Annotated in this window: 11 protein-coding genes; all 11 read left to right on the top strand. The window is 55.4% G+C overall.

Going from position 1 to position 13042, the window contains the following annotated elements:
* Positions 1-2 precede the first annotated feature (2 nt).
* The 11 genes from EUU23_RS06440 to ftsA are packed head-to-tail and all read left to right on the top strand — an operon-like array spanning position 3 to position 12958.
* Entirely contained in the window at positions 3-1430 is a 1428-nt protein-coding gene (locus tag EUU23_RS06440) for a UDP-N-acetylmuramoyl-L-alanyl-D-glutamate--2,6-diaminopimelate ligase (RefSeq protein ID WP_160353217.1), read from the top strand.
* Positions 1427-2812 (top strand): UDP-N-acetylmuramoyl-tripeptide--D-alanyl-D-alanine ligase, encoded by a 1386-nt coding sequence (locus EUU23_RS06435; RefSeq protein ID WP_160353216.1) that lies wholly within the window; start codon positions 1427-1429, stop codon positions 2810-2812. Before EUU23_RS06440 ends, EUU23_RS06435 begins: the two co-directional genes overlap by 4 nt.
* Entirely contained in the window at positions 2812-3882 is a 1071-nt protein-coding gene (mraY, locus tag EUU23_RS06430) for a phospho-N-acetylmuramoyl-pentapeptide-transferase (protein ID WP_160353215.1), read from the top strand. Before EUU23_RS06435 ends, mraY begins: the two co-directional genes overlap by 1 nt.
* Positions 3879-5168 carry a UDP-N-acetylmuramoyl-L-alanine--D-glutamate ligase gene (gene murD, locus EUU23_RS06425; protein ID WP_160353214.1) on the top strand — a complete coding sequence of 430 codons (1290 nt, stop codon included), beginning with the start codon at positions 3879-3881 and terminating at the stop codon, positions 5166-5168. Before mraY ends, murD begins: the two co-directional genes overlap by 4 nt.
* Positions 5165-6388: an FtsW/RodA/SpoVE family cell cycle protein gene (locus EUU23_RS06420; protein ID WP_160353213.1), complete on the top strand. Its 1224-nt coding sequence runs from the start codon at positions 5165-5167 to the stop codon at positions 6386-6388. Before murD ends, EUU23_RS06420 begins: the two co-directional genes overlap by 4 nt.
* On the top strand, positions 6385-7566 hold the full coding sequence (gene murG, locus EUU23_RS06415) for an undecaprenyldiphospho-muramoylpentapeptide beta-N-acetylglucosaminyltransferase (RefSeq protein ID WP_160353212.1): 1182 nt from the start codon (positions 6385-6387) through the stop codon (positions 7564-7566). The genes EUU23_RS06420 and murG overlap by 4 nt, the downstream gene beginning before the upstream one ends.
* Positions 7563-8969 (top strand): UDP-N-acetylmuramate--L-alanine ligase, encoded by a 1407-nt coding sequence (gene murC / locus EUU23_RS06410; RefSeq protein ID WP_160353211.1) that lies wholly within the window; start codon positions 7563-7565, stop codon positions 8967-8969. The genes murG and murC overlap by 4 nt, the downstream gene beginning before the upstream one ends.
* Positions 8966-9862, top strand: a complete 897-nt coding sequence (gene murB, locus EUU23_RS06405) for a UDP-N-acetylmuramate dehydrogenase (RefSeq protein ID WP_160353210.1) — start codon at positions 8966-8968, stop codon at positions 9860-9862. Before murC ends, murB begins: the two co-directional genes overlap by 4 nt.
* A complete protein-coding gene (locus EUU23_RS06400) occupies positions 9859-10782 on the top strand; it encodes a D-alanine--D-alanine ligase (RefSeq protein ID WP_160353209.1) in 924 nt (307 codons plus the stop codon). Before murB ends, EUU23_RS06400 begins: the two co-directional genes overlap by 4 nt.
* Positions 10782-11696 (top strand): cell division protein FtsQ/DivIB, encoded by a 915-nt coding sequence (locus EUU23_RS06395; RefSeq protein ID WP_160353208.1) that lies wholly within the window; start codon positions 10782-10784, stop codon positions 11694-11696. The genes EUU23_RS06400 and EUU23_RS06395 overlap by 1 nt, the downstream gene beginning before the upstream one ends.
* Complete coding sequence (ftsA, locus tag EUU23_RS06390; protein WP_160353207.1) at positions 11693-12958, top strand: cell division protein FtsA; 1266 nt, start codon at positions 11693-11695, stop codon at positions 12956-12958. The genes EUU23_RS06395 and ftsA overlap by 4 nt, the downstream gene beginning before the upstream one ends.
* Positions 12959-13042: the final 84 nt, after the last annotated feature.

The raw sequence follows: 13042 nt of genomic DNA, 5'->3' as shown, positions 1-13042 counted from the left end.
TAATGCGGCTGGGACAATTGCTGACCGATCTGGACGGTACAGCCGCCGAACAAACTGTCACCGGTTTTGCCATAGACCATAGGAAAATTGCACCGGGAACAATATTCGGAGCATTTCAAGGCGCGGCCTTCAACGGTGAAGATTTCATCGACGAAGCTATCGCTGCCGGTGCGATCGCCATTGTTGCGCGCCCTGAGGCAAAAGTGTCAGGTGCCGTCCATATAGCCGACACCGTTCCACGGCGCCTATTCGCGCAACTGGCAGCGAAATATTTCCGGCCTTTCCCGCAAAATATCGCCGCGGTGACGGGCACAAATGGTAAGACTTCCACTGCCGAGCTGACGCGGCAATTGTGGCGGATGGACGGACATCACGCCGCGTCCATCGGAACGCTAGGAATCACTACGGCTTCCGATCAAGCGAAGACCGGGCTGACTACCCCGGATATTGTGACCTTTCTGTCGAATATGGCGGGCCTGTCGCGCGAAGGTGTGACCCACACAATCTTCGAAGCGTCCAGCCATGGCCTGTCGCAATATCGCAGTGAAGGTGTGCCGGTATCGGTCGCTGCATTTACCAATTTGAGCCGGGATCATCTCGATTATCACGGCACGATGGACGACTATTTCGAAGCCAAGATGAGGCTGTTTGATGACGTCGTTGATGCAAATGGAACTGCGGTGATCTGGGCAGATGACGCATGGTCCGACAAGGTGATCGCGCGGGTAAAGAAGCGGGAAATCCGGCTGATTACCGTTGGCGAAAATGGCCGGGACATACAGATGTTGTCGCGTCTGCCCACGCAATTGGGGCAAACGCTCGAACTGAGAATTCAGGGCGATGTGACGAAGGTCAAGCTGCCGCTTATCGGGGCTTATCAAGCCGCCAATGTGTTGGTCGCTGCGGGAATTGTGATGGCCAGTGGCGGCAATGTGGATGATGTGCTTGCACATATCGCGCGCCTGCAACCGGTGCGCGGTCGCCTTGAGCGGGCTGTAATAACCAAAAGCGGCGCGCCCGTTTATGTCGATTATGCCCATACGCCAGACGGGTTGAAAGCCGCCATTGCCGCCCTGCGCCCGCATACCAAGGGCAAGCTTATCACCGTTTTTGGTGCAGGCGGGGACCGAGACAAGGGCAAGCGACCCGAAATGGGCGCTATCGCCGTTGCCGATTCCGATATCACCATCGTCACCGACGATAATCCGCGAAGTGAAGACCCAAGCCTAATACGTGCCGACATCATGGCGGGTGCCCCCGGAGCACATGACATTGGCGACCGCCGCTATGCGATTGCTTTTGCTATCGAACATGCCGAGCCCGATGACATCGTCCTTATTGCCGGCAAAGGGCATGAACAGGGCCAGATCATAATGGACCGTATTTTACCGTTCGACGATGTCGAAGTGGCGCGGGAGTGTGCGGCATGAGCCCACTTTGGACCCATTCAGAATTGATGGCGGCATTAGGAGGGCAAGCGTCCGGTGCATTTGATGCCAATGGCGTTGCCTTTGATTCCCGTGAAATCGGGGCTGGCGATTTATTTTTTGCCTTAAAAGGCGAGGCTACGGACGGTCACCTGTTTGTCGACAAGGCATTTGCCAACGGGGCTGCCGGTGCAATAGTCAGCGCGCCTGTCAATTTCCCCCATATACTTGTGGACGATACATTTGATGCGCTGAACGCTTTGGCCCATGCGTCGCGCGCGCGCATGGGCGGCCAGGTGATTGGTGTAACCGGGTCCGCCGGTAAAACCGGAACCAAAGAGGCGCTGTTTGCTGCGCTTGATCGCTCGTCGCGCGGCAAGGCGCATCGCTCGGTCAAAAGTTATAACAATCATGTCGGTGTCCCGCTTAGTCTTGCGCGTATGCCACGCGATACGGTGTTCGGTATCTTCGAAATGGGAATGAACCACGCAGGCGAGCTTCGGCAGCTTACCGCACTTGTTCGCCCGCATGCCGCGATCATCACGACCATCGCGCCCGCGCATATCGAGTTTTTCAAAGACGAAAGCGGAATAGCCGACGCCAAGGCGGAGATATTTGAGGGTTTGCTCGCAAATGGCACTGCTATCATACCGCGTGACAATCGGCATTATTTGCGGTTGCGGAAAGCGGCGGACCTTCATGCCAGCCATGTTGTAAGTTTCGGCTTTGCTTCAGAAGCCGATGTCCGCTTGCTCGACCATGTGGAAGGCAAAAATGGTGAAACTTTAATAACGGCGCGCTTGCCCGATGGCGCGCTATGCTATGGCCTTTCGCAATCCGGTGAGCATTGGATTTCCAATTCCCTTGCCGTATTGGCCGCCGTCGAAGCAGTTGGTGGAGATATTGCAGCGGCTGGTCTGGCGTTGGCCGAAATGGGCGGACTGGCAGGACGCGGCGCACGCCACCCTATCATGGTGCAACACGGCACTGCATTGCTCATTGATGAAAGCTATAACGCAAATCCGGCATCAATGGCCGCGACTTTGGCCGAACTCGGAAAGGTAGCAGGTCGCAAAATTGCGGTGTTGGGCGCAATGAGGGAATTGGGCGACAAAAGCCGCGATTACCATCTCGACCTGGTCGGACCTTTGGCATCGGCAAAAGTAGATTTTACAATTTTAGTCGGTGAAGAGATGCAAATTCTTGCCGAGCGGTTGAAAGCGGGGGTTGAGGGGCTGCACGAATTCGCGCATTGCGCCACTGCAAACGATGCTCTGGAACTTCTCAAGAGCAATATGCGTGAATCCGATACAATTTTGGTCAAAGGCTCCAACAGCATGGGGCTTTCGGCGATTGTCAGTGAATTGGTGGGTGGGAAAAACTGATGCTCTATTTATTGGCAGAATATCTAGGGTTTCCCGGTATTTTCAACTTGCTGCGTTATTTGAGCTTCCGTTCAGGTGCCACTGTGGCAACAGCGCTGGTGATCGGCCTGCTTATTGGACCGAAATTCATCGGAATGTTGCGTGTCCGTCAGGGTAAGGGGCAGCCCATCCGCAGCGATGGCCCACAAACGCATCTGGCCAAAGTAGGAACGCCCACGATGGGCGGCCTCATGATCCTGATTGCGATATCAACCTCGATGCTTTTGTGGATGAATCTTGAAAACATCTATGTGTGGGCGTGCCTATTGGTCATGACAGGTTTTGGTATTGTCGGGTTCATGGACGATTATGACAAGGTCAAAAAGCGCAGCCATAAAGGCGTTTCGGGCAAAGTCCGTCTGCTTTTTGAATTTGCTATCGCGGGTGTGGCGGTGTCTTTAATCGTCTGGCAGTCGGGCGGTATGTTGTATCTACCCTTTGTAAATGGTCCGGTGCTCGATCTGGGCTGGTGGTATGTGCCCTTCGGAGCCTTTGTTATTGTAGCCTTTGGCAATGCGGTTAACCTCACTGATGGCCTTGATGGTTTGGCCACGATGCCAGTCATTATCGCCTCCATCGCCTTCATGTTGATTGTTTATATGGTCGGTAACGCCAAATATGCCGCCTATCTTGGCATTCCCTTTTACCTTGGGGCAGGCGATCTGGCGATGCTGTGCGGCGCGATTGTTGGCGCGGGCTTGGCATTTCTGTGGTTCAACGCCCCACCAGCGGCGGTGTTCATGGGCGACACCGGAAGCCTCGCACTTGGCGGCACGCTTGGGGCGATTGCCGTAGTCGCACATCATGAATTTGTGCTGGCTATCATCGGGGGCCTTTTCGTCGTGGAGGCTTTGTCGGTCATCATCCAGGTGTTCTGGTTCAAGCGCACCGGCAAACGTATTTTCCGAATGGCGCCGATCCATCACCATTTCGAACAGCTTGGCTGGTCAGAGCCAACCGTTGTCATCCGTTTCTGGATTGTGGCTTTCGTTCTGGCGCTTGCGGGTCTATCAACCCTCAAGCTCAGATGATTACCAGTTCGGCCTTTAAAAACCGCAAATTTGCTCTTTTGGGCCTCGCGCGCTCGGGCCTTGCAGCGGCGCGTTCGCTTGTCGCAGGCGGGGCCGACATTTTGGCGTGGGACAATGATGAAGGCGCGCGCGCCAAAGTGGCCGATATTGCTACGATTGCCGATCCGTTGGGTACCGACCTGTCTGGCTATGCCGCTATCGTCGTGTCCCCGGGCGTTCCGATAAATCGCCACCCCATTGCCGAAAAGGCAAGGGCGCAGGGCATCCCATTGATTGGGGACATAGAGCTATTCTCTATGGCAAGGGCGGATTTGCCGCCGCACCGTGTGGTCGGTATTACCGGAACAAATGGTAAATCCACAACGACGGCACTGGTTCATCATCTTTTGAAAAGCGCAGCGCTTCCGGCGCGAATGGGGGGCAATATCGGGTTGCCAATCTTGTCACAGGTGCCACTACCTGCGGGTGGGGTCTATGTCCTTGAGCTGTCGAGTTACCAGATCGATCTCACCAAAAGTCTGGCATGCGACGCTGCGGCGCTTATAAATCTGTCGCCGGACCATCTGGACCGATATGACGGATGTGAAGCCTATTTTCGGTCCAAGGCCCGGCTGTTTGACATGCAGACCGCGAAACAGCATTCGGTTTTTGGTAAGGGCGACGAAGATACGGCCCGAATTTATAGCGAAGTACTTGAACGTCGAGGCACAGACTTCGTCCATTTGGCGGACCCTGAAAAACTCGATGGGCAATTGGAATGGCCGTCCTTGCAGGGTCCGCATAACTTGCAGAATATCGCGGTCGCGGTCGCTCTGGTCGAATCGCTTGGCTTGACCGAAGCGCAATGGCGTCCTGCATTGCGGAGTTTCAAAGGACTGGCGCACCGCATGGAGGTTGTGAAAGAACGAAACGGTGTTCTGTTCGTCAATGACAGCAAGGCAACAAATGCGGCCTCAACGGCACCTGCATTGGCCGCCTATCCGCGCGTGCACTGGATTGTAGGTGGCTTGGCCAAAAGCGATAATCTCGATGAATGTATCCCGAATTTCGGTCATGTGGTCAAAGCCTACACCATTGGTGAAGCGGGACCGATGTTTACAAAATTATTGTCACCCTATGTGCCGGTCGAAAGCAGCGAAATGATGGGCGCTGCGGTTCATTCTGCTGCGGCGCAAGCGCTGCCAGGCGATGTTATCATGTTATCACCTGCTTGCGCGTCTTTCGATCAGTTCAAAGACTTTGAAGCGCGCGGTGATGCGTTCAAGGCGATTGTCGAGGCTTTATGAAAGGTGATCGCGGCGAAGTTCCTTGGGTGTTGGCTGCAAAAACCGGCAAGATCGGATTTGCCAACCGGTTAGGACGCGGCGACCGTTCACCCTTGGGTGTTTGGTTTTGGGAACTGGATCGCGTTTTGCTGTCTCTTATGATGGTATTGATCGCTATCGGTCTGTTGGCGGTCGCGGCAGCCTCGCCAGCCGGTGCCCATCGTCTGTCGTCGAACACGACCCAGCTCAATTCCTTTTATTTCTTTTATCGCCAATTGATGTGGGTGTTTGCAGGTGTGCCATTGATATTGGTCATATCAATGTATCCGCGCGAACAAGCGCGGCGGTTTGCGGTCGTTGGGTTTTGCCTGTTTTTCGTGGCCTTGGCATTGGTACCTTTGTTTGGAAGAGAGGTAAACGGGTCGCAAAGATGGATCGGGGCTGGTTTCGCAGGGCTTCAGCCTTCGGAATTTTTGAAGCCTTTTTTTGCAGTCACAATGGCCTGGGTTATCAGTTGGCGCTTAAAAGATCCTTCATTGCCCGTGCGGTTGATAAGCAGCTTTGTCACCGGCCTGGTCTGCTTGTTCCTTATGGCGCAGCCTGATCTTGGGCAGACGATCCTGTTTGCGGGCACCTGGTTTGCATTGATGATGGTATCGGGTGTTCCTGCATCGCGTCTTTGGGGGTTGATCATCGTCGGAGTTGTTGGCTTGGTTTTGGCCTATAATTTCTATCCCGTGGCAACACAGCGTATCGATGCCTGGATATTTGGAACAGAAGGTTTGACGCACGATAAAATGGCGATGGCGACATTGACCAATGGCGGTTTTGTCGGTTTGGGGCCGGGTTTGGGAACCAAAAAATATACCCTGCCGGAGGGACATACCGATTATATATTTTCGGTTATCGGGGAAGAATTTGGATTGCTGGCCTGTATGGTGATTGCCATTTTGTACTTCGCCATACTTGTACGGATCATTATCCGGCTGCTCGATGAAAAGGATCAGTTTGTTGTTCTTGCCGTGACTGGTTTGGGGGCGCAGTTTTGCGGCCAAGCGATGATTAATATGGCGGTGAACCTCGGCGTGTTTCCCTCCAAGGGGATGACCTTGCCCTTTATCAGCTATGGCGGGTCGTCGATTTTGGCGCTGTCGATAACATGCGGTCTCATACTGGCACTGACGAAGCGCAACCCGTATCTTGACCGGTCGGCCTATATGGTGAAGGGACAGACGCCATGAGCATTTCACGGCACTATGTCCTCGCCGCCGGTGGTACTGGCGGTCATCTCATCCCGGCATTCGCCTTGGGGCAGGAATTGCTGCACCGCGGCCACCATGTTGCGCTTATCACGGATGAGCGGGGGGCGAAGATTCCCGGCGCACCGGACAAGATTGCAACGCATATCTTGCCCGCAGGGCGCATTACCAGAAATCCCGGAAGTTGGCTGCCCGGTGTCAGGGCAATTGCCCAAGGTCGATTGATGGCGCGCCGCCTGTATGACAGTTTTGAACCCAGCGCGGTCATCGGCTTTGGCGGCTATCCCGCATTTCCCGCGCTACTTGGCGCATTTGCGGAAAATGTGCCCACCATCATCCATGAACAAAATGCTGTGCTAGGCCGCGTCAACCGCTTCACCGCACGGCAGGTCAACGCGATTGCGACAGCCTATCCCGACATATTGCGCCTGTCACCCCGTTATCAGGACAAGGTCCATCTGATCGGTAACCCGGTGCGCGAAGAGGTGTTGGCCCTTCGCGATCAGCCCTATCCCCCGATGTCGGCTGACGGCATCTTCCGCGTGCTCGTCACCGGCGGTAGCCAGGGCGCGACGATTTTGTCGGATGTCGTTCCCGATGGCCTTGCGCGATTGCCGCTGAACCTTCGCCGCCGTTTGCAAGTAACCCAGCAATGCCGTGCCGAAGATATTGATGCGGTGCGGCAGGCTTATGCGACGCATGAAATCCCGGCAGAGCTTGCGACCTATCTGCCCGACCTGCCCGAGCGGCTGGGCTGGGCGCATCTTGTCATCGCGCGGGCAGGGGCCTCGACGATTGCAGAACTGACCTGCGCCGGACGCCCCGCCATATTGGTTCCGCTGCCCAGCGCAACGGACAATCACCAAAGCTATAATGTGAAGGAAATGGTGCACGCAGGCGGCGCACGCGCGATTGCACAAGCCAGCTTTACACCCGTTGAGCTGGCCAAGCAGATCCAGAAAATCGCATTGGAACCCGGTGCGCTTGAAAATGCGGCCAAAGCGGCGAAAGGCTGTGGCCGACCGCTGGCGGTTTCCGACCTGGCTGATCTGGTCGAATCCTTTGGAAAAGCCCCCATCATGCACATCATTAAGCCAAAAGCGGATAAGTCTTCGGGCTTTGCGCCATCGCCCGCGCTCGCCAAGGACATGGCGCAATGAAGGGCGTCCCGAACGACATCGGCACCATCCATTTTGTCGGTATTGGCGGCATTGGCATGTCCGGCATCGCCGAAGTGATGCACAATCTGGGCTATACGGTCCAAGGGTCGGATATGGCCGACAGCTATGTTATCGACGGCCTTCGCAAACTGGGTATCAAGGTTATGATCGGTCATAGTGCCGACAATCTCGGCGATGCGGCCGTGGTCGTGACTTCGACCGCGGTCAAAGCGGGAAATCCCGAGCGCGACGCAGCGTTGGAACGCCGCATACCATTGGTCCGCCGTGCAGAAATGCTGGCCGAACTGATGCGTCTGAAAAATACGGTTGCCGTGGCCGGGACACATGGAAAGACGACCACCACGTCGCTGATCGCCGCGATGCTGGACCATGGCGGCATTGACCCCACCGTCATCAATGGTGGCATCATCAACAGCTATGGTTCCAACGCTCGTCTAGGCGCGAGCGACTGGATGGTGGTCGAGGCGGATGAAAGCGACGGTAGCTTTCTGCGGCTGGACGGCACAATTGCCGTTGTCACCAACATCGATCCCGAGCATCTCGACCATTATGGCGGCTTTGACGCCATCAAGGAAGCCTTTGTCGAATTTGTCGAAAATGTTCCCTTTTATGGTGCCGCCATCATGTGCCTCGATCACCCTGAGGTGCAGGCCATTTTGCCGAAGATACGCGACCGGCGGATCATTACTTATGGGTTTTCCGCGCAGGCCGATATTCGTGGTGAAAATGTAACGCCTTTCCCCGGCGGCAACCGCTTCGATGTAGTTGTCCGCGCCCGTGATGGGTCGCAACGGTCGATTATCGGTGTCGAACTGCCCATGCCCGGACGGCACAATGTCCAAAACGCCTTGGCCGCGATCGCCGTCGGATTGGAGATGGGCATGGGCGACGAGGCCGTTGCCCATGGCTTTGACAAATTTGGGGGCGTCAAAAGGCGCTTCACCAAAGTCGGCGAAATCGATGGCGTCACCATCATTGACGATTATGGCCATCATCCCGTCGAAATTCGCGCAGTATTGTCTGCCGCGCGTGAAGGCGCGCAGGGCAGGGTGATCGCCGTGGCACAGCCGCACCGCTTCACTCGACTGCGGGACCATATGGACGATTTCCAGCAAGCGTTTAACGATGCCGATATGGTGTTTATCTCCCCTGTATATGCCGCCGGCGAAATGCCGATTGAGGGCGTGGATTCCGAAGCATTGGTCCACGGTATCAAAGCGCGCGGCCATCGTTCCGCCGCGACCATCAGCGATGCCGCCGATCTTGCCACAAAATTGGCGGGAATTGTTCAGGACAAGGATATGGTCGTCTGTCTGGGCGCCGGTGACATAACAAAATGGGCGGCTGGCCTTGCCGAAGCAATCAGGGCTGCGCGCGGATGAGTATAGCCGAACTTCCAAAGGTGGCCGGAAAACTGACGGTAAATGCGCCATTGGCCCCGCTGGTGTGGTTCAAATCCGGTGGTGCGGCGCAATATCTGTTCGAACCTAAAGATCTGGATGATCTTCAAGCCTTTTTGCGTGACCTTGATCCGGTGGAACACGTCATGCCGCTCGGGCTCGGGTCCAATCTGATTATCCGCGATGGCGGCGTCCGCGGTGTTGTCGTCCGCCTCGGTAAGGCCTTTGCAAAGGTCACAAAAACCGATGATGTCACTTTGGATTGCGGCGCTGGCGCATCGGGCATTCTTGTGTCGTCTACCGCCCGCGATAACGGGATCGCAGCCATGGAATTTCTACGATCTATTCCGGGCACCGTTGGCGGTTTTGTTCGCATGAACGGCGGCGCCTATGGCGGGGAAGTGAAAGATATTTTGGTGGATTGCGACATCGTGCTGCGCGACGGCCAGTTTCGCACACTTGCTGTGACGGACCTTCATTACAGCTATCGCCATTCCGAATTGCCCGAAGGTGCCATTGTGGTCGCCGCCCGCTTCAAGGGCAAGCGGGGCGAGCCTGCGGATATTCAGGCTGAGATGGACCGGATTTCGGACTCGCGCGAAGCATCGCAGCCATTGCGGTCGAAAACCGGTGGTTCGACATTCAAAAACCCCGACGGGCACAAAGCGTGGCAATTGGTTGATGAAGCAGGGTGCAGGGGGCTGCAGATCGGCGGTGCACAGGTTTCGGAAAAGCACACCAATTTCCTGATAAACACAGGCGATGCGAGCAGCGCCGATATCGAGGACTTGGGCGAAGAAGTCCGCCGCCGGGTCAAGGCCAAATCGGGCATCGATCTGCAATGGGAAATTCAGCGCGTGGGTGTGGCGAAATGAGTGGGTCAATACATGTAGCGGTGCTTATGGGCGGATGGTCGAACGAAAGGCCCGTATCGTTGATGAGCGGCAATGGTGTGGCCGATGCCTTGGAAAATTGCGGGTATAGGGTCAGCCGCGTCGATATGGATCGCAATGTCGCGCAGGTTTTGACAGCCTTGCGTCCGGATGTCGTGTTCAACGCATTGCATGGTGTTCCCGGTGAGGATGGCAGCGTGCAGGGAATGCTCGACCTCATGGGTATAAAATATACCCATAGCGGGATGGTGACGTCGGTAATCGCAATCGACAAGGAACTGACAAAGCAGCGACTGGTTCCAGCCGGTATACCCATGCCCAAAGGAACGATTGTTGACAGCGAAAGCCTGTTTTCCGGCGACCCTTTGCCTCGGCCCTATGTGTTAAAACCGGTCAATGAAGGCAGTTCGGTCGGCGTTGCTATTGTCAAAACGGACAGCAATTACGGTAACCCGATTTCGCGGGACGCAACAGGGCCTTGGCAGGAATTTGGTTCATTGCTCGCCGAACCATTTATCAAGGGCCGGGAACTGACTGTCGCTGTTTTGGGCGACAAGGCGCTTTGTGTTACAGAATTGAAACCCAAAAGCGGCTTTTACGATTTTGATGCCAAATATACCGATGGTTTGACCGAACATGTCTGCCCGGCTGAAATTCCCGAAGATACAGCCCGAACCATGATGGACATGGCATTGAAAGCGCACCGGTTACTGGGCTGCAAAGGCGCATCCCGTACCGATTTTCGTTGGGACGATGAATTGGGCTTGGACGGCATATTCGTCCTTGAAACCAACACCCAGCCGGGCATGACGCCCTTGAGCCTGGTGCCGGAGCAGGCCAGATATGTCGGCATCAGCTATGAACAACTGGTCGATATGATTGTGAAAGAGGCGTTGGCATAATGGCCACCAAAACCCGCAAATCAAATGTACGGCGCAATGCCCAGCCGCCGAGGCCGCGTCAAAAAGTGCAGCAGATTTCCGTCATGGACCGGGCGTTACGTGCCTTACCTTTTTCCGAAGAAGATATTCAGCGTGCGACTACTTGGCTGATAATCGCTGCATTGACGGTCCTTGCCTTTGCCGCTGCACAATGGGCGGGAATTACAACCGCCGCCTATCTGCAGTATTCGGAAATCGCCGCCCGTGCCGGTTTTCAGGTTCAACGGGTCGAAGTCACCGGCATGGAACGCGTCGATCAGCTAAAGGTTTATGATCTGGTACTGGCGGAAAAGGATCGGGCCATGCCTTTGGTCGATATTGACAAGGTGCGCGCCGATCTGTTGCAATATGGCTGGATCGAAGATGCACGGGTTTCACGCCGTTTGCCGGATACATTGGCGGTGGAGATTGTGGAACGCAAACCTGCGGCGGTGTGGCAACGGGACGGGAAATATTCGCTCATCGATGCCCGAGGCAATGTGCTTGAAAATGTTCAGCCGGGCGATGCAGGCACATTGCCGATTTTGAACGGTGCCGATGCCAACCAACATGCCATCGCGTTGAACGCGTTGCTGGACAAAGCAAGCGCGCTTAAGGCCCAGATTTCCGGTGCGAGCTGGATTGGGAACCGACGGTGGGATCTTAAGTTCAAAAGCGGTGAAACCCTTGCCTTGCCAGAAGGGGAAAGCGCCGCTGCCGAAGCTTTGCTGAATTTTGCACGGATGGATGGTATCCATCGCTTGCTTGGCCGCGATATCATCCATTTCGACTTGCGCGATCCTGAACGTGCCTATTTTCGAAAAGTGCCAAAGGCGGAGCCGGTAACGACGGAAACCAGCGGCCCTGATTCTACAAATAGCGGGACCCAGGCATGAAGGCGGCGCGCGTTGAAAAATTGATTTCGGCCATTGATATCGGGTCGTCCAAGGTGTCTGCCCTTATCGCGGGGCAAACCGATAGTGGCGAATTGCTGGTCTTGGGTACAGGTCAGCGCGAAAGCCGTGGCGTTACCCGCGGCTGTATTGCCGATATCGAACAGGCTGAACTGTCGGTGCGCCATGCCGTTGAACAGGCCGAGCGGATAGCCGGCATCAATATCGAACGTGTGTGGGTCGGTATGTCATCGGGCGGGTTGGACAGTTTGCTTGCACCCGTCGAAATCGAGCTGGGTGGGGATCGTATCACGCAGGACGATGTGGATCAGCTTTTACAAGCGGGCCGGGCCAATATTCACACAGGCGGCAAAATGCCGCTTCATATTCAGCCGACACTCTATTCGCTCGACGGTGTCGGCGGTGTTGCAAACCCTGTGGGTTTGCATGCGGACAGGTTGGGCGTCGATATTCATGTTGTCCTGGCCGATCAATCGCCCGTCCGAAATATTGATATGACGGTGCGTGCCGCCCATCTGGATGTCGAATCCATTGTCGTTGCGCCTATTGCCACCGGTTTTGCCTGTTTGACGTCTGAAGAGCGAGAGCTGGGTGTCGCATTGGTCGAATTCGGGGCCGCCATCACCAATGTCTCGGTTTTCATTGGCGGGATGCTGGTCGGTCTTGAAACCATTCAAAAAGGCGCGTCCGATATTACCGACGATATCGCCTCTGCCTTCGGTATCCGGCGGGCGCAGGCCGAGCGGCTGAAATGCTTTCACGGATCTGCCCTGACCAGTCCGCGTGACCATCAGGAAGTCCTAGATGTCGGACCCGACGAAAATGGCAATGAAGCCAGTGCACATGCCCCGAAAATTACAAAGGCGCAGCTGAATGCCGTGGTTTGCCAGCGCGTCGATGCGATTGTGAATGAAATTGGTCGGGCGTTAAAAACACTGGGCTTTTCCGGTCCTTCAAGCCACCAGATCGTTCTGACCGGCGGTGGCGCCGAACTCAAGGGTATTGCCGAACATATGCAAGGCGCGCTGGGCCGGACGGTCCGTATCGGTCGTCCGTCGGGCTTGAGCGGAATACCCGACGCCCATTCGGGGCCAGCCTTTTCAACGCTTGTTGGCTTGATTCACTATGCGGCATTTGATCGGGTTGATCTGAAATCCGGTTATGAATTGCATGGCGAACACATGGTGGGCGGCATGCCAAATCTGCTCCAACGGATAAAACGTGCCATTCGAGAGAATTTTTAACAGAAAGCTGTGCAAAAAGGTTAATTTTCGAGTGTGCGCCGTTCTCTTTTGTGTCAGAAGCGTGAAAATTTTAACGAGCCAATG

Origin of the sequence: Sphingorhabdus profundilacus, from assembly GCF_009769755.1 — a bacterium.
In the GTDB taxonomy this organism is placed as follows: Bacteria; Pseudomonadota; Alphaproteobacteria; order Sphingomonadales; family Sphingomonadaceae; genus Sphingorhabdus_B; species Sphingorhabdus_B profundilacus.
The sequence above is the reverse complement of the archived record's forward strand: the minus strand, read 5'-3'. Positions and strand labels throughout refer to the sequence as shown.